Origin of the sequence: Tenacibaculum sp. Cn5-46, assembly GCF_022347705.1 — a bacterium.
Taxonomy (GTDB): domain Bacteria; phylum Bacteroidota; class Bacteroidia; order Flavobacteriales; family Flavobacteriaceae; genus Polaribacter; species Polaribacter aiptasiae.
In genome coordinates this window covers 360,739-379,167 of sequence record NZ_JAKRGD010000002.1, presented here as the reverse complement: position 1 = coordinate 379,167, position 18,429 = coordinate 360,739, and the positions used below count along the sequence as shown (strand labels likewise).

Below are 18,429 nucleotides of genomic sequence, written 5' to 3'. Positions count from 1 at the left end.
AAAAGAAAAAGAAAGTGGTTTTATAACCACTGCTCAAATATAAATAACATTTTCTTTACAACAAAAACTTTTTAAAAAAAATTGATCTATATCAAATTTTAAAAACTTTATTGTTTTCTAGCTTATATTTTTCTTTGCTTTCTATACAAATGGCTTCACCTTTTTCATCAAATTCTAATCGATGGCCATATTCACTTATCCAACCTATTTGTTTTGATGGATTTCCTACTACCAATGCATAAGGTAACACTTCTTTAGTCACAACTGCACCAGCTCCAATAAAAGCATATTCTCCAATATTGTTTCCACAAACAATTGTTGCATTTGCTCCTATACTTGCTCCTTTCTTAACAACTGTTTCTAAATACTGATCTTGTCTTTTTATAGCGCTTCTTGGATTTATTACATTCGTAAAGACCATTGAGGGACCTAGAAAAACATCATCTTCACAAATTACTCCTGTATAAATAGAAACATTATTTTGAACTTTAACGTTACTTCCTAATTTCACCTTTGGAGAAATCACAACATTTTGTCCAATATTACAATTCTTTCCAATGATACAGTCAGGCATTATATGACTGAAGTGCCAAATTTTAGTTCCTATACCAATAGCACTCCCAGCATCTATTACTGCTGTTTCGTGTGCAAAAAATGAGTTTGTTATATCCATATTAACAAAAATAAAAAACTCAACCTAAATGGTTGAGTTTTTCTTCTTATTCTACCTTAAATGTAATAGGTAAAGTATACTTCACTTTTACAGGCTTATTATTTTGCTTACCTGGAGTAAATTGTGGTATTTTATTCACCACCTTATTAGTTTCTTTTTCTAACCTTTTATGAGGAGCTCTAATTTTTATATCTGATATTTTACCACTTTTATCAATTACAAATTGTGTAAATATTTTATACTTCCCCGAACTCAAACCAACATCTTGTGCAATCTCTGCATTAAAATACCTTTGTATATGCCTCTGTATTTTTCTTTCAAAACATATTCTATTCTCTTCTTCTGATAAGCCTTCACAACCTTTAAAAACAGGTCTATTTTGGACACTATTTATAGACATTGTTTTTTCAATTGGCTCATCTACTTTTGAAATAACATTTGTAGGCTTAGAAACTACTACTGGAGTATTTTCTACTGGCAAATCAATAACTGTTTCTTGAGTGTTTGTTACATTCTCTACAACTACTGGCTTGCTGATAACTCTTTTTACAATTTGTTTCTTTTGAGGTTTTACAATTGTCTTTGGTTTCTTTTTTACAATTATTTCTTTTTGAAAAGTAAAAACTGGATCTGTAAACTCATAATACGGTTCGCTTACTACAGCCATATCTTTTTCCGTTTCATATTCTAGAGTGATAAAAACCACAAATAAGGTTAATACTAATCCTAACTGCATAAATATTGCAGAAAATTTCTCTAATTGCTTTCTTGGTTTCTTCTTTTGTGTTTTCATAGTAATAAAATTTTTAAATTGTTATTATATATGAAACAAGAAACATGCCAATAAAAAAAGAGCAATCCAAAATTGGATTGCTCTTTTTATTTTTTGTAAATACTAAAACTATTCTACATTAAATGTAATAGGTAAAGTATAACCAACTCTTACTGGTCTACCTCTTTGTCTACCAGGCTTCATTTTTGGTATTTTTTTAGCTATACGAATAGCTTCTTTTTTTAATCTAGGGTGTGGTGCTCTAGCATTAATACTAGTAATAGAACCATCTTTGTCAATTTTAAATTGAACATAAATTCTCTTCTTACCAGGTGCTAATCCTAATTCGTTTGCTAATTCAGCATCGAAATAACGTTGAACGTGCTTAGTTAATTTTTTATTTAAACAAGCTTTCTTTTGAGCTTTGGTTCCTTTACATCCAGGAAAAACTGGTACTTCTTCAATAATAGAAAAAGGTACATCTTCTACCACTTCTTCTTCTTCCTCAACCTCAACAATCTCTTCAACCTCTACTGCTTCAGACTCATCAGTTTCAGTAGACTCAATAATAGTTTCTTCAACTTCTTTTTCGTCTTCTACAACCTCAATCTTCTCAGGAGCTGGTGGTGGTGGAGTATTTGGTTTTGGTTTTGGTGGTTCAATTTGAAGTTCTATAGTTTCTTCTTCAATATCAGAAGCCATGTTTGCTGAACCTAAATCTCCATATGTTTTATCATATGTTTTATTTTCAATCGCAACATATGTTACAAATAAAGCTAAAACCAAACCTAACTGCATAAACAGCTTGCTATAATTTTCTAAGTTTGATTTTGGATTTTTCTTAATTTCCATCCTAAATGTTTTTAACAGTTCGCTAATTTAATTAATTTATTTCAACTTTTACAAGCTAAATCTTTAAATAGCCTCATTTTTCTTAAAAAAAAGAAAGTAAATAATGTAAGCTATTAAAATACCCGTCGTATTTGCAATAATATCTAAAACATCCCCTGAACGGTAGGATGTCATTGTAACTTGAAGAGCCTCAATAATTATGCCGTAAAAAACACATGCAAAAACAATAATTAAATCATTAATTTTTGTCTTTTTCAATGCTAATAACCAAAAAAAACTTAAAACAAAATAAGCTATAAGATGCTCGTATTTATCTAAATTATTTATTTTGATTGGCTGAGGACCTATCTTTATTAAACTAAGAATAGCAATACTTGCAGTTACAAATATTGCTATTTTTATAAAATTATCCTTTAATAAGTTCTTGATAATCTTCAGCACTTAATAAACTTGCTATTTGAGAATCGTCTGATAATTTAACTTTTATCATCCAACCGTTACCGTAAGGATCAGAATTTACCATTTCAGGCTCGTCTTCTAATGCTTCGTTAAACTCAATTACTTCACCAGATAATGGCATAAAAAGGTCAGATACTGTTTTTACAGCTTCTACTGATCCGAAAACTTCTTCTACTTCTAATGTATCGTCTAAAGTATCAACGTCAACGTATACAATATCACCTAATTCACCTTGTGCAAAATCAGTAATCCCAATTGTAGCTACACCGTCTTCTATTTTTACCCACTCGTGGTCTTTTGTGTATTTTAATTCTGTTGGAATGTTCATTATTTTATTTTTATTGTGTTTGTTTTACTTTCCTAAATTATAAATTATATTAATTCCAGCATTGATTGATTGTCTTGGAAAAGTAGTTGAAACAGCATATTGGAATGTTTGATGGTTATAATAGAATGAAGCTGTTAAATTGCTACTTAAATTATAATCGGCCATAAACTTTAAACCAAATAATTTTTCTCCTCCTGTTATTTGACTATTTTCTTCATCTACACTTCGTATTAACGTTAAATTATCTCTTAACGAAATGTCTGCTCTTAAATTAATATCTCCTTTTAATGTTTCTTTTTTTCCTGTAAATCGAGTTACAAATTTAACATCTCTAATCTTATATCCAAATCCAACAACATATTCTGTTCCTTTTATATCAGTTAATGTGTTATTGTTGAAATTTAATGTTAAACTTCTATCTTTTCTTACTTCTCCTTTAAATGAGAATGAATTCTTCATTCTAAAATCAACTTTTACAAGTGGAGAGAATTCATCTATTAAAGTTGCCGACGAAAGTAATAGTTCTGGTTGATAATTACCAGAAGTATTTGTATTAGTTGGCGAAGAAGCATCATATTGCAAGTTATTAGTATAATTTCCTATAGTATAAGATGATTTGTACCCATGTGATAACGTAAATGAAGAAAATGTTTTCTTAAACCATTTATACTTCATAAATCCATTATAACGCAATCTCCAGTTTGGTATTGGTATGTTTTTAAATATTCCTGTACTTACTGAATTTGGACTCGTACCTGAGTATGCTGCAAGGAAAGCAGGCAACATTGCTTGTTGTCCATTAACTTTATATCCTGCACCAGGCGTATTTGGCAATCCAGTTTCGTTAGATAACCTATCTGCTATGATACTTCTATGATCTAAGAAGTTTTGATATAAAGTTTCATTATCTGTAAATACAGTTCCTAACATAAAGTGACTAATACTATAATCTCCTGTTTCAAAAGCTTTTATATTAGGATCTTGATGAAAACCTCCACTTCCATCAGAAATTATATCTAATTGTTGGTTTAATCTAGTAGTTTGAATTCTTCTACCTGTAAAATCTATAGTTAGGTTTTTAACTGGCTTTACCGAAATATTATAATCTAACTTTTTATAACTATTCTTCCCATAATTCTTATTATAGTAAGGTTGATTTGGATCGTTTTGACTTGTTCTTGTTACTAACCACCCGTTTTCTATAGCCGTATTTAAAATATCTGTTTGACTTCCAAACACAAACCCTAAAGTTGGTGCCAAACCACCTCCATAAGAATTTCTTCCTAAGAAACCTACAGATGGTTTATAACCTTGTAATAAGGTTCCATTGTTTTGTGAGTAACTAATTTTAGCTCTTTTTACTGAAGTTAAAACATCATATAATCCTTTCATTGCTTTCTGACCAAAAGAAGCATTCTTTTTCAACTTTGCTTTTGGAGCTGTGGTTTTTGCTCCCAATGCTACACTTCCTTTTTTAGTTGGTCTTTTCTTTGTCCCTTTTAATAATAACTTATCTAATTTTAAAGTTTTATAAAAGCGTCCAAAGTCTATATTCGTATTTAAATTGTGTGTGTTCGCATTTTGAATCATATTACCTACTACATCTACATAACTTACACTTTGACCATTTGGTAAATCTAAATTACTTTGAGCACTAGCTTTCCAATCGAAATCGGCAGTATAACCGTAATCGGCAGTAACAAAACTTAAATAAGGTAATTTATTAATAGGTAACTTATAAGTTGCATTTAATTTTTGGTGATAATTATCTGGTCTACCAACATTAAAAAACTGATCATAAATTTCTAAGTTCTCATCTTCACCAAAACTATCATATATATAGTTATTGGCAGCATTGAAATTTAATTGTAAAGATTTTGTCAAATCAAATCCTATAGTATAATCCCAATTAAATAAAAACCTACGTTGTATTAATTCTGGCTGTGCAGATAAACCAATATTTTGCACTAGGTTTCTTGATTGTTGTGAATTATAATTTCTATTAATTCTAGAGTTAACTGCAATATTTTTTGGTACAGGATTGATGTTTAAATCCTTAATAAATCGTAAATATCTACTTTTAAAAATTTTAGAACTTTTAAATGGCTCAATAACAAAAGGCTTGAAAGTAAAGTTATAGCTTGCTCCAGCCATAACATTTCTATTTATATACTTTTCAATGTTATAGTCTTTATGAAACTCTTCACTATGTGAATATGAAACAGAAAAGTTTTCTACATCGTAAAACTTTGGTTTCTTTTTACTTTCTGGATTCTTATTCTTTTTTACATTGATAAAACTAATACTTTGCCTACGTGTATAATCTTGAGCATTCTTACTATTAGGATTTTTATCTAATGCATCTTTTAACTCAACATCTTGAAATTGTGGATCATATTTCGGATCTCTAAACTCTTCTCCATAACTATAACTCATAGGTATTTGCATATTCCATTTTTTAGGCATCATTTTACCTAATTGAATATTTGTTGCAACACTATATTGTTTTGTTTCTTCTATACTTCTTTGCTGAACTCGATCTTCAACATTACCAAAGCCAATTGTAGACATTCTTCCTGCTAATGAAAGATTCATTACATCAGCAAGATTAGCATCTGCATTTACAACTGCAGCCCATCCTCCTTTGTTATCAAAACCTACAGCACGTAATTCGTTAAACCACACCTCTATAGATTTATTATCTGTAACTTCAGTGTTCTTAACTCCTAACATTACTGTTCTTATTTGAGCTAATGTTGGATTACCTCTTACAAAAATTTTCAATCCATTAGAACTAGTTGAAGAAAACACATCTGTTATACTTTGCCCTAAAGGTCTTTGTATTTTTAAATTAGCTAACTCCTGTAATGGTATTTCTAAATCATTTACTTCAGGCCAAACTTCTTCTGGCACTGGTGTTGTACCTGGTGTTTGTTTACTATACACTAAAGGCTTATGAACTTCGTAATAATTATCATTTAAGTCTGTACCTAAACGAATAACTGCTACAGTATTTGTAGGTTCATTTTGAACTGCTACTCCATCAGGATCTTCAGCATGTAAAAACATACGTAGCTTTTTATACCTACGCATATCTATACTAATATTTTTATAAATAGTTCTTATTTGATCAGCTGGTAAATCGGTAACTTTTAAAGTTACTGACTGTTCATTTTGACGTTGAATTCTATTTGTTCCTTGTAGTTGTTCTCTAAGAATACCTGGAGGAAGTGCATATTTTTCTTGGTTTTGCTCTATACTCACTACTCCAACTTCAAACTTATTTAACTCCGTAGCATCTAATTCAACTGGAGTTGTAGTACTTGGTAATACTTTTGTATATCGACGCCAGTCTCCTCTTACCAATTCTAATTCTCCAAAACGTAAAACTATTGGCATTTTAAACTGAGTAAGGAACATTCTAATAAAACGAATACTATTAAAATCTGTAATACCGTTTATTTTCTGAGCATCTGTTACATTTCTAATTGGAATTCTAAATTGATACCAAGTTGTAGTTCTTGTAGATCCATTTGCTAATGTTACTGGCTCGCTCTTCGAATCGATAATATGATTTTTCCCTACTTGTAAATCACTTTTATTAAATGATACTTCATATTCAAAATAACTATTCACAGGATTCATCGTTTGATCCTTGTTAATATCTTCTACATCTGGATATGTTGTAGATGAAGTAGGAAATGCCTCTGTAGATTGGCTTGCTGTTGGTGAATTTCCTTGTGTTCCATTATAGTTTTTATAACGTGATAAAACTGAAGGATTTGTTGCCTCTATAGCTCCACCTCTAAAAAATTGGAAGTTATCACCCGCTGGATCATCTAACGATGCAAATGCTGGATACAATGCTTTTTCTTCTGCATCTGTTAATCCATCTAATCCTATATCTTGATTTACTCTTGCTTCATTACTAGAATCAAAAGCATATAATATAGATGGATTTATTGGTGTATTACCCCAAACTGTAGTATTTACATTATTTCCAGGGACTTTATTACCGTCAGCTGGTAAACCATTTTCATATTGCTTTCTACCATCTTTTAAGATATCTTCAGATACACTTCCTAAATTGATAAATAACTTACCCACTTGATTAATTGGGTCTTGTGGATTTATTCCTGCTGGTAATCCTTCTTCTTGATTAATTGAGTAATTCTCATATGGATCCATTACCCAAAACTGAATATACTCAACATTTGCTTGTTCAAAATTATTGGTGGTTAAAGCTCGCATAATTCCACCCCAACGCTCTTCTGGAGTTACAGAATTTGCATTTTGATTATAGTTATAAGGACCTCTTTCAGATGGATAATAAGCTAAATCTAAAGTACGAACTAAGTTTTGTTGCGTAATATCTAAATCTGTATTTGGAAATAATTCATTGTAACGTATTTGACGTACCTCATTTCTTGATAATTCATTCTCATCAATATTTCCTGGTCTATTACCACTTCCGTAAAAAAGCTGATCAATATTATACCATGCTAACTTACCTCTTTTATAGTTATAAGATATATCATTTACTCCACCATCAAAACCTTGCGATTCTGGTGTACTTGCTAAAAACCACTGTTGTGGAGAACTTAAATTAATTGGTATTTGTGATGCTTCAAAGTCATCTAAATAAGACGTTGCTGTTCCATCTACATTAATTCCACTAGGAGACCCAGGCAATAAATAAGCCATATCTGCTCTTACCGATACATTAGATGGTGCATCAGTTTCTACAAATGGTAGTTTGTTTGCTAATTTTGTTAAATAAGGAACCTCTGCTGAATAATCTAAGTTTAAACCTAACATTACATTATCAATAGGCTCTCCTCCAAAATTTACTTTTGGTGTAATTGGCCTTTCACTTACATTTAAGAAAGTACCTCCTAATATAAATTTTTCTGAAAAACGGTGCTCTACATCAATTCCTATGAACGTTTTTCTTTGCTGATTAAAGAATGTATTATTTTCTACTGTAGCATTAATTGGTGTTCCTGAAGCTTCTAATCCTGGATCTAAAATCTGAACACGCCCTAACTGATAATCTACTACATAATCAATTCCTTCAACTAACTGTCGTCCTCCTGCTGTAACACGTACCGAACCTCTAGGAACATTGAAGGCTCCTAATGATATCCCTCTGCTTGTTTCTGATTTAAAATATCCTTTTAAAAAGAATTTATCTTTATTTTGATATTCGTTTTTTGCTTGAATCTTTGTTGTTAAATATAACTCTTCAAATAAGTATTTGTCTTGATCTGTTGTATTCGTTAACTCATCCCTCAAATCAATACCAAACGGTTCTGGTTCTGGGAATAATACATATCCTCTTTCTGAGTTTACAGTAATTCCTTCCACATAATCGAAGAAACCATCTCCATTAGGAACTGCATATTGACTTTGGTCTAGTTTATCTAAATTTAAGATTCGCAGTAGAGGTTTATCTGTAATACCTGGTGTCTGAGCATTTTGCAGTGTATTTTGTAAAGTACCCGTTTCATCGTCTCGGTATAATAATTCAAAACGGAAACCATCTCTTTGTAATGGGAATGCTCCTAAAGCATACACGTTTTTCATCATTAAACGCCAAGTAGGGAATGCTTCTGCTGGTACACCTGAAGTCCCTCCTGTACCAGGTCGAACCGTATTTAGGATTTCACTACGTAATAATTTTACTACTAAGTTTGAAGGTGCTACAACTCCATCGTTTGAAAATTCTCCTACTTTAAAAACAGTTTCACCATTAGATGCTCCAACAACAGTATACTCAAACGCTACAGCTAAAACCTCTCCATCATTTAATCTTCTATTTAAAGAAATGAATCCTAATTGAGGATGTAATCTAAACTCGTTAGCTTGTAATTTACGTGCATTTTGTAAGTACGAATAGTTAAATCCTTGTTGTGGAGTTATTCCTATACCTGTAATTGCATTATCTACTGTTGCTACATCTCTAATACCTCCTACAGTAGTTGCTAATAATGGATTTAAATTATTAACACCATTATATGGTAATATTTTAGAATTAACTGATACTGCTCCTGGAATTGCATTAATTTCTGTTGGATTTACCTCATTTGCATCACTAGACTCTCCTAAATCGGCAAGAGCAACTATACTACGGTAATCATTTACATTTTGAGTTCTATTGGTTATCCAAACCTCAACTCTTGTAATATTTATTGGACTACTTACTAATGGATAATTATTTAATGCCTCCTTGTAGTTTTCTCTAAAATATTGAGATAAGAAAAAGTGTCGATCATTATCATAATCTGATGCTCTTAATTCAAAAGGTTCAATCGTTGCTCCTCCTTCTGCTACGACTGTTTTTGATTGTGAATTTTGTTGTGAAAATGCTGCTGTTATATATGTTTTTCCAAATTGCAGCTCTGTTTTTACACCAAATAAAGACTGTGCTCCATTTATTAATGAGTTTTTAATTGGCATACTAATATTACCCGCTTCAATATTTCTTATAATATCATCCTCAGTAGGAGTATATTCTAATTTTATAATATTTTGAAAATCGAAAGTAGATTGTGTATCGTAGTTGGCAGTCACTTTTAAACGTTTCCCAACTTTTGCTTGTAAGCTTGCGCTAATTTGTTGATCAAAATCAAAAGTAAAACTACTTTGATTTTCTATAGATATTTGTGGATTTTCATTTTTCTGATAAACTCCTCCTAATTTTATATTTACCTGACCTGAAGGGATAACCTCAACAGTATTTCCTCCAAAAACAGATTCAAAAAATTTAGAATTTACATAATATTTAGGTAATAAGTTTTTTCTAGCATTTTTATTTCCTTTTTTCTTTGGATTAGTAGCATCTACTTTTTCTTTAAAATAATCTTTTATATCATTCTTTAAAAGGTACTTATCATACTCTTCGGGAGTCATAAAAATTGGAGTTCCAACATAGTAATCTCCAATTTTCTCTACTAACACAAACTTGTTTATTGCTTTATCGTAGGTTACAATTTTCTCTACTGGATTATTTAAATACAATGCTCCGTTTTTAGTATATCCAAAATTATACTTTAACGGTACTACTGTATCTTTTTTTACATTATTTGTACTATTCCCCGGAGTATTTTGCGAAAACGAAACAACACTTACTAAAAGAGTAAGTGTTGCCAGTAATCTATTCATAACCTTTTTTTCCAACCTTGTTTATAAGTTTTTCAACGCCTGCTTTATAAGCTTTTCAACACTAGCATCAGGCGTTTCTTTTAATATATTTCCAACTACTTTATCAGCTTGTTTACGGGCAAAGCCAAGAACCTCTAATGCAGATAACGCTTCTTCTTTATTTGTATTGTTTTGCACAACAGAAACTTCATCTAAATCGAACGTTTTTAATATTTTGTCTTTCAAATCTACAATAACACGCTGAGCCGTTTTTGCACCAATACCTTTTACTGATTGAATCAGTTTTACGTTTTCTGATGCTATAGCTTGCTGTATTTCTTCTGATGTCATTGACGACAACATTGTTCTTGCTGTACTAGGACCTACTCCTGATACAGATGTTAACAATCGAAAGACTTCACGTTCAATTTTATTAGAGAACCCATATAAAGTATGAGCATCTTCTCTCACCGATAAATGAGTATACAATAATACGTTTTCATCATCTGGTAAAGATGAGTATGTATTTAAAGAAATATGCATTAGGTACCCAACTCCATTACAGTCTACTACTGCATATGTTGGATTTTTCTCAACAAGTTTCCCCTTAATTTGTGTAATCATTCAGCTGATTTTCTAGTTGCCTAAAATAAATAAAAATATTTCTTTTTGAAAACCTTATTTATCAAGACTTTAAACTTTTATTAATTATTTATTCTGCTTTCTTGCCTTATTTTGAGCATCAACAACAGCTACTGCTGCCATATTAACCATTTCATCTACACTAGCTCCTAATTGTAAAATATGAACTGGTTTACTCATCCCTAATAAAATAGGTCCTATTGACTCTACTCCATCAACTTGCTTCATTAATTTATAAGTAATGTTTGCTGACTCTAAATTAGGAAATATTAAAATATTAGCTCTTTTACCATTTAGTTTAGAAAACGGAAATTCTTTTGCTAATAACTCTGGGTTTAAAGCAAAATCTGCTTGTAATTCTCCATCTACAATTACATTTGGATTATGACGGTGAATGTACGAAACAGCCTCTCTAATTTTTACAGAAGTTTCAGATATTGATGAACCAAAATTAGAAAAGCCTAGCATTGCTATGTGTGGTTTCATACCAAACATTTTTGCTAACACTGATGTTAACTGACTAATTTTTGATAAATCTTTTGCTGTCGGATTAATATTTATCGTTGTATCTGCTAAGAACATTGGTCCTTGCTTTGTTAGCATCATATTAGTTGCTGCTACACGAGTAACACCTTTGTCTTTTTCTATTAAAGTTAACATTGGTTTTACTACCGAAGAATATGACCTTGAATATCCAGTAATTAAAGCATCTGCTTCTCCAGTATTCACCATCATTGCTGCAAAATAATTACGCTCACGCATCCATTTTTTTGCTTCTAATAATGTAACTCCTTTACGTTGTCTAGTTTTCCAGAAAGCTTCAGCATAACGATCCCTTCTTTCTTTTTCTACATCAGTTTTAGGATCAATAATAAGAACATCGGCATCAAATCCTAATTCTTTTTTCAATTCTAAAATAACTTCCTTTCTTCCTAATAAAATAGGGATACCTATTTTTTCATCATGAACTCTTTGTGCTGCTTTTAACACATCTAAATGATCTGCCTCAGCAAAAACAACTTTCTTAGGATCTTTCTTAGCTCTGTTATGTAATAAACGGATTTCTTTACTTCCTGTTCCTGAACGATCCATTAACTCATCACGATATTTATCCCAATCTGTTATTGGTTCTTGAGCTACTCCAGATTCTATTGCTGCTTTGGCAATTGCTGGTGGAATTTCATAGATTAATCTTGGATCAAATGGTTTTGGAATAATATAATCTCTACCAAACGACAAACTTACTTCATCGTATACAATATTAACTTGTTCTGGTACTGACTTTTTAGCTAAGTCTGCTAAAGCATGTACAGCAGCCATCTTCATTTCTTCATTAATTTTAGTTGCCCTAACATCTAAAGCTCCTCTAAAAATAAATGGAAATCCAAGTACGTTATTAACTTGATTAGGATGGTCTGATCTACCAGTAGCCATTATTATATCGTCTCTAGTTTCAACTGCTAAGTCGTAAGCTATTTCTGGTTCCGGATTTGCCATTGCAAATACAATAGGGTCTTTTGCCATTGATAATAACATCTCTGGAGATACTACATTTCCTTTTGACAACCCTATAAAAACATCAGCATTATGCATTGCTTCCTCTAAAGTATTTACATCTTTATCAGTTGCAAACTCTTCTTTTTGTGGAGTTAAATTATCTCTATCTTTTCTAATAACTCCTTTACTATCGCACATTACAACGTTTTCTCTTTTAGCTCCTAATGCTAAATATAAGCGTGTACATGAAATTGCGGCTGCTCCTGCTCCATTTACAACTATCTGGATATCTGAAATATCTTTCTTGATAATTTCTAAAGCATTTTTCAATGCTGCTGCAGATATAATCGCAGTTCCATGCTGATCATCGTGCATTACAGGAATGTCTAATTCCTCTTTTAATCTTCTTTCTATTTCAAAGGCTTCAGGAGCTTTGATATCTTCTAAGTTAATTCCTCCAAAAGTTGGAGCAATAGCTTTAACTGTTTCTACAAATTTATCTACGTCTGTTGCATCAACTTCGATATCAAAAACATCGATGTCGGCAAAAATCTTAAATAGTAAACCTTTTCCCTCCATTACAGGTTTAGACGCCTCTGGCCCTATATCTCCTAAACCTAAAACCGCTGTTCCGTTAGAAATAACAGCTACAAGGTTACTTTTTGCTGTGTATTTGTAAACGTTGTTTTTATCTTTTGCTATTTCTAAACAAGGTTCTGCTACTCCTGGCGAATAAGCTAAAGACAAATCGTGCTGTGTAGCATACTTTTTAGTAGGTACTACTGCTATTTTCCCCGGTTTTGGTTTTGCATGATATAGTAAAGCTTCGCGCCTTTTTCTAGAATCACTCATAGGTTTGATATTGTTTGTTTGAACCTACAAATATACGTTTTTGTTATTTAGTAAAAATAATTTCTAACATGATAAAAATCATGTTTGTCGTTTAATTTTCAATTTAATTTTGCAGTATTATTCAATCTAAATTTTCAAAACTATGAATACTCCCCCACGACAAATAATCGACGAAGAAGTAAAATGGGACAAAACCAAAACCATTGTAAGTAAAACCGATACATATGGTACCATTTTATATGCTAACGATGTTTTTGCTAACACATGTGAATACAGTCCTATTGAATTAATTGGCGAACCACACAATATTATTAGACACCCCGATATGCCTAAAGTTGCATTTAAAGCATTGTGGGATGCCTTAAAAAGAGAAGAAAACTACCACGCCATTGTAAAAAACCTAACCAGAACAGGAAGATATTATTGGGTTATAACTGATTTTGTTATTGACAAAAATGATGATGGAGAAGTTACTGGATATACCGCAAGGAGAAAAGCTGTTCCTGATAGTGTTGTAAAGAAAATTGAACCTTTATACAAAACACTATTAGACATAGAAAATATGAAAGGTGAAAAAGCAAGTGAATTATATTTTGAAGCTTACCTAAAAGAAGAGGTTGGTAAAAGCTATGATGAGTTTGTTGTAGATTTATTTGAACAAGAGAAATCTAAAGAACAAAAAGCAATCGCAGATAGTCAAAAAGTAGAAGAGGAAGAAGAAACAAGCAAACTAAAAAAAGGATTAAATTGGTTTTTCTTCGGTGATTTCCTTTAATCTTTAAACTTTTCACAATAGTAAAAAACAGTAACTTTTTATCTAAAATTTAAGGTTACTGTTCTGTTAGTTTTATTATTTTTGTTTAGACTAAATTAGTGTTAAATGACAAAAATATCCCTCAGGCCAACAACCATTATTGATGAAGAAGTCAAATGGAACAAAAACGAAATTATTATTAGTAAAACCGACCTTCACGGAACAATTTTATACATGAACGATACTTTTGAAGAAGTTTCTGAATACAATAAAATTGAACTAATAGGTGAACCACACAATATTATTAGACATCCCGACATGCCTAAAGTTGCATTCAAAGTTTTATGGGATTCTTTAAAGAAAGGTGAAAACTTTCATGCTATTGTAAAAAACCTAACTAGAACCGGGAGGTATTACTGGGTAATTACCGACTTTACTATTGACAAAGATGATAATGGTAAAATGACTGGTTACACAGGCCGTAGAAAAGCCGTACCAGAAAGTGTTATTAAAAAGATTGAACCTCTTTACAAAACCCTTTTAGATATTGAAAAAATAAAAGGTGAAAAGGCAAGTGAATTATATTTTGATGCTTACTTAAAGGAAGAAGGTAAAACCTATGATGAATTTGTTGTAGACTTATTTGAGCAAGAGTCTTTAAAAGAAAAGAAAAACAATCAAGCACAAACACAAAACGAAGCAGAAGAACAACCAAGTAAAATTAAAAAAAGTTTAAACTGGTTTTTCTTTGGTGATTTTCTCTAAGAGAAATGAGAGCTATCTGAATTTCATATTCAGGTAGCTTTTATTTATTCACTCAAAAAAGAAATATTCCTTGTTAATCCCGAAAATTTAGTCCTTTTCACCGCAGACTTTTTAAACACCTTACTAAACGTTTCTTGAGTTAATTCTTGCCAGTCTCTTTGCGTCATTTCTAACAAGTCCCCCTGTGGTGCAAATAAAGGTTCTGAATGTGGCTTTGAAAAACGATTCCACGGACACACATCCTGACAAACATCACAACCAAACATCCAATCTTCATTCATTCCTTTAAACTCATTAGGAATAGCATCTTTTAATTCAATTGTAAAATAGGAAATACATTTACTTCCATCTACAGTGTTATTTGGTAAAATTGCTTGAGTTGGACAAGCATCTATACAACGAGTACACTTTCCACAATGATCTGTTTGAAAAGCATGATCGTATTCAAGCTCTAAATCAATTATTAATTCTGCCAAGAAGAAAAATGAGCCTTGTTGTTTTTGAATTAATAATGTATGCTTTCCATTCCATCCCAAACCAGCTTTTTCTGCCCAAGCTCTTTCTAAAACTGGAGCTGAATCAACAAAACAACGACCTGAAACTTCTCCAATTTCATCATTAATTAAAGATAACAACTCTCTAAGTTTTTCTTTAATTACATGATGATAATCCTGACCATAGGCATATTTAGAAATCTTGTAACTATCATCATTCTGAACCTTTTCTGGGAAATAATTGTATGACAATGATATAACTGATTTAGCTCCTTCAACTAACAACCTAGGGTCTAAACGTTTATCAAAGTGGTTTTCCATATAACGCATTTCCCCATGATTATTATTATTTAACCACTCTTCTAAGCGTGGAGCTTCCTCTTCTAAAAAATCGGCTTTAGCAATACCACAAGCCAAAAAACCCAATCGTTTTGCCTGTTCTTTTATAAATTTGGAATATTGCTCTTTGTGGTTCAAAACACTTATTTTATGGCGCAAAATTAACAAAAGTTTTATTTTATTATTTTATTCACTTTTGTTTAACAAATAAATGCAGACCTTTGTTCGTTAGTATATAAAATCAACCTTTTTAATCATGAAAAAGATTTATAAAATAGTTTTAGGAGTTGTAATAGCAATCTTTGTTATTCTTGTAAGCATTCCTTTATTGTTCCAAGACAAGATAATTGGTTTGGTTAAACAAACCGTAAACAATAATGTTAATGCTAAAGTTGATTTTAGTGATGCTAATCTAAGTTTAATTAGAAATTTCCCTAATATTTCAGTTCAACTTTCAAACACAACAGTTATAAATAACAAACCTTTTGAAGGCGATACTTTATTATATGCAAACGATATTCGTTTAAACTTAAGATTAACTGAACTTTTTAAAAGTAGTACAGATCAACTGAATATAAAATCTTTTTCTATTGATAATGCAAAAGTGAATGTTTTGGTTGATAAAAATGGAAATGCAAACTATGACATTTCTAAGCCTAAAGAAGTAACGCAAGAAACAACTACAGAAAACACTAGTTCTTCTAATTTTGGACTTTCTATTGATTCTTATAGTATTTCAAATGCAACCATTAAGTATACTGATAAGAAAGGAAAAATGCATCTTAGCTTAAATGATTTTAATCATTCTGGAAGTGGTGATTTTTCTCAGTCTAATATGGAATTAGATACCAAAACATCTACTCTAATTTCTTTTGGTATGGATGGTACTTCATATGCTAAAAATCAGAAAATACAATTAGATGCTATTTTGGGAATGGATTTGGTTAATCAGAAATTTTCATTCTTAAAAAATGAAGCAAAACTGAATAACTTACCTTTAATTTTTGATGGTTATGTTCAAATAAATAAGAACAATCAAGAAGTTGATATTAACTTTAAAACTCCTTCATCTGATTTTAAAAACTTTTTAGGTCTAATTCCTGAAGCATACACTAAAAATATTGCCAACGTTACCACTTCTGGTAATTTTAGCGTTAACGGAAAAGTTAATGGTATTATTGATAACTCTAATATTCCTAAATTAGACATTATTCTTTCATCAAAAAATGCATCATTTAAGTATCCGGATTTACCTAAAACTGTAAGAAACATCAATATTGACGCACAAATAAAAAACACTACAGGTAAAACGCAAAATACGTATGTAAACATCGAAGGCTTATCATTTAAAATTGATGAAGACACTTTTTCTGGAAAAGGTAGTATACATAATTTAACTACAAATCCGCTTATAAATGCAACTTTAAACGGGACATTAAACTTAGCTAACATAAACAAGGCTTACCCTGTAGATTTAAAAAATGAGTTAAGAGGTATTTTAAAAGCTAACTTACATACCAAATTTGATTTAGATGCAATTCAAAAAAGTAACTTGAATAGAATTAAGAACAATGGACATATTGAAGTAAGTGATTTTGTGTTTTCTTCTAAAGATATTGTTAACCCTATTAATATAAAAAACACCAAAGTAGATTTTACTCCAACGACAATTTCTTTAACGAAGTTTGACGCAAATACAGGTAAAAGCGATATTAATGCAACTGGTAAAATTCAAAATCTATTAGGTTTTTTACTTTCAAATAAAAAATTACAAGGTGATTTTAAAGTGAATTCAAACTCTTTTTATGTTAGTGACTTCATGCAAGAAAACACTAATCCAACAGAAAAGAAAGAAGACACCCCGAAAGAAGAAAAGCCAACAGAATCTTTAAAAATCCCTGCTTTTTTAGATTGCAAAATATTTGCTGATGCTAAAACAGTATATTACGATAATTTAAAACTACGAAATGTAAAAGGTACTTTATTATTGAAAGATGAAAAAGCTACTTTACAAAATGTAAATGCTGGTATTTTTAATGGTAAAATAGCCTTAAATGGTGAAGTGAACACACAGAAAAAACAACCAACTTTTGATGTAAAACTAGGAATCAAATCATTTGATATTGCTCAATCATTTAATAGTTTAGATTTACTACAATCGCTAAGTCCAATTGCGGGTGCTATGAATGGTAAATTAAATTCAGACATTAATTTATCTGGAGATTTAAATACTGATTTCACTCCGAATTTAACTTCAATTTCTGGTAAAGCCTTAGCTGAATTGTTAACTACTAAGATTAATCCTGAAAAAACAAAAGCTTTAAGTTTATTAAACGATAAATTATCTTTTATCGATTTAACTAAATTAGACTTAACTGATATTAAAACTCATTTATCATTTAAAAAGGGGCAAGTAGAAGTATCTCCTTTTAAATTAAAATATAAGGATATTGGTATTAATGTTGGCGGTACTCATGGTTTTGATCAAACAATGAATTACAATGTAACGTTTGATGTTCCTGCAAAATATTTAGGAAGTGATGTTCAAGGAATATTATCAAAACTTAGTGCAAAAGATCAAAATATTACAGTTCCAGTTACAGCAAACCTAACAGGTAGTATGACTAGCCCTACGATAAAAACAGATTTATCTTCTTCTGTTACTAAATTAACTCAAGAGTTAGTACAAAGACAAAAGGAAAGTCTTGTTAAAAATACTTTAGGTAATTTATTAGGCAATAAAAAGAAAGACTCAACTAACAAAACAGATAAAACTGTTAAAAAGGTAACTGATGTTTTAGGTGGTTTATTTGGGAAGAAAAAAAAGAAAAAGGGAGGTAATTAAAAACTCAGGCAACT

The 18,429-nt window shown here is 30.9% G+C and carries 12 protein-coding genes; 3 read left to right on the top strand and 9 right to left on the bottom strand.

Going from position 1 to position 18,429, the window contains the following annotated elements; genetic code table 11:
* Positions 1–91: 91 nt before the first annotated feature.
* From MHN29_RS05685 to MHN29_RS05650, 8 genes are all read right to left on the bottom strand, one after another.
* Positions 92–673: an acyltransferase gene (locus tag MHN29_RS05685; RefSeq protein WP_235274319.1), complete on the bottom strand. Its 582-nt coding sequence runs from the start codon at positions 671–673 to the stop codon at positions 92–94.
* Positions 674–719: 46 nt separating this feature from the next.
* Positions 720–1,466: an energy transducer TonB gene (locus MHN29_RS05680; protein WP_235274320.1), complete on the bottom strand. Its 747-nt coding sequence runs from the start codon at positions 1,464–1,466 to the stop codon at positions 720–722.
* Between the two features lie 108 nt (positions 1,467–1,574).
* The gene (locus tag MHN29_RS05675) at positions 1,575–2,297 is read right to left on the bottom strand and encodes an energy transducer TonB (RefSeq protein ID WP_235274321.1); all 723 of its coding nucleotides are present in this window, start codon (positions 2,295–2,297) and stop codon (positions 1,575–1,577) included.
* Positions 2,298–2,360: 63 nt separating this feature from the next.
* A complete protein-coding gene (locus MHN29_RS05670) occupies positions 2,361–2,738 on the bottom strand; it encodes a VanZ family protein (protein ID WP_235274322.1) in 378 nt (125 codons plus the stop codon).
* Positions 2,704–3,084 carry a glycine cleavage system protein GcvH gene (gcvH, locus tag MHN29_RS05665; protein ID WP_150898294.1) on the bottom strand — a complete coding sequence of 127 codons (381 nt, stop codon included), beginning with the start codon at positions 3,082–3,084 and terminating at the stop codon, positions 2,704–2,706. The genes MHN29_RS05670 and gcvH overlap by 35 nt, the downstream gene beginning before the upstream one ends.
* A 24-nt stretch (positions 3,085–3,108) precedes the next feature.
* Complete coding sequence (gene sprA / locus MHN29_RS05660) at positions 3,109–10,248, bottom strand: cell surface protein SprA (RefSeq protein WP_235274323.1); 7,140 nt, start codon at positions 10,246–10,248, stop codon at positions 3,109–3,111.
* A 21-nt stretch (positions 10,249–10,269) separates the two neighbouring features.
* Complete coding sequence (gene ruvA / locus MHN29_RS05655; RefSeq protein ID WP_235274324.1) at positions 10,270–10,851, bottom strand: Holliday junction branch migration protein RuvA; 582 nt, start codon at positions 10,849–10,851, stop codon at positions 10,270–10,272.
* Between the two features lie 84 nt (positions 10,852–10,935).
* Positions 10,936–13,218 carry an NADP-dependent malic enzyme gene (locus tag MHN29_RS05650; protein WP_150898291.1) on the bottom strand — a complete coding sequence of 761 codons (2,283 nt, stop codon included), beginning with the start codon at positions 13,216–13,218 and terminating at the stop codon, positions 10,936–10,938.
* 142 nt (positions 13,219–13,360) lie between these two features.
* On the opposite strand from MHN29_RS05650, the gene MHN29_RS05645 reads away from it, so the two are divergent.
* Together MHN29_RS05645 and MHN29_RS05640 are read left to right on the top strand one after the other, a co-directional pair.
* On the top strand, positions 13,361–13,993 hold the full coding sequence (locus MHN29_RS05645; RefSeq protein ID WP_150898290.1) for a PAS domain-containing protein: 633 nt from the start codon (positions 13,361–13,363) through the stop codon (positions 13,991–13,993).
* A 105-nt stretch (positions 13,994–14,098) separates the two neighbouring features.
* On the top strand, positions 14,099–14,737 hold the full coding sequence (locus tag MHN29_RS05640; RefSeq protein ID WP_235274325.1) for a PAS domain-containing protein: 639 nt from the start codon (positions 14,099–14,101) through the stop codon (positions 14,735–14,737).
* 44 nt (positions 14,738–14,781) lie between these two features.
* Here the strand turns inward: MHN29_RS05640 and queG are convergent, their stop codons facing one another.
* Complete coding sequence (gene queG / locus MHN29_RS05635; RefSeq protein ID WP_235274326.1) at positions 14,782–15,708, bottom strand: tRNA epoxyqueuosine(34) reductase QueG; 927 nt, start codon at positions 15,706–15,708, stop codon at positions 14,782–14,784.
* A 118-nt stretch (positions 15,709–15,826) separates the two neighbouring features.
* On the opposite strand from queG, the gene MHN29_RS05630 reads away from it, so the two are divergent.
* A complete protein-coding gene (locus MHN29_RS05630; RefSeq protein WP_235274327.1) occupies positions 15,827–18,415 on the top strand; it encodes an AsmA family protein in 2,589 nt (862 codons plus the stop codon).
* Positions 18,416–18,429 lie beyond the last annotated feature (14 nt).

Excerpts from the sequence above, each read along its gene's own strand:
- MHN29_RS05685 (WP_235274319.1), bottom strand. The coding sequence starts at position 673 with ATGGATATAACAAACTCATTTTTTGCACACGAAACAGCAGTAATAGAT.
- MHN29_RS05680 (WP_235274320.1), bottom strand. The coding sequence starts at position 1,466 with ATGAAAACACAAAAGAAGAAACCAAGAAAGCAATTAGAGAAATTTTCT.
- MHN29_RS05675 (WP_235274321.1), bottom strand. The coding sequence starts at position 2,297 with ATGGAAATTAAGAAAAATCCAAAATCAAACTTAGAAAATTATAGCAAG.
- gcvH (WP_150898294.1), bottom strand. The coding sequence starts at position 3,084 with ATGAACATTCCAACAGAATTAAAATACACAAAAGACCACGAGTGGGTA.
- sprA (WP_235274323.1), bottom strand. The coding sequence starts at position 10,248 with ATGAATAGATTACTGGCAACACTTACTCTTTTAGTAAGTGTTGTTTCG.
- ruvA (WP_235274324.1), bottom strand. The coding sequence starts at position 10,851 with ATGATTACACAAATTAAGGGGAAACTTGTTGAGAAAAATCCAACATAT.
- MHN29_RS05650 (WP_150898291.1), bottom strand. The coding sequence starts at position 13,218 with ATGAGTGATTCTAGAAAAAGGCGCGAAGCTTTACTATATCATGCAAAA.
- MHN29_RS05645 (WP_150898290.1), top strand. The coding sequence starts at position 13,361 with ATGAATACTCCCCCACGACAAATAATCGACGAAGAAGTAAAATGGGAC.
- MHN29_RS05640 (WP_235274325.1), top strand. The coding sequence starts at position 14,099 with ATGACAAAAATATCCCTCAGGCCAACAACCATTATTGATGAAGAAGTC.
- MHN29_RS05630 (WP_235274327.1), top strand. The coding sequence starts at position 15,827 with ATGAAAAAGATTTATAAAATAGTTTTAGGAGTTGTAATAGCAATCTTT.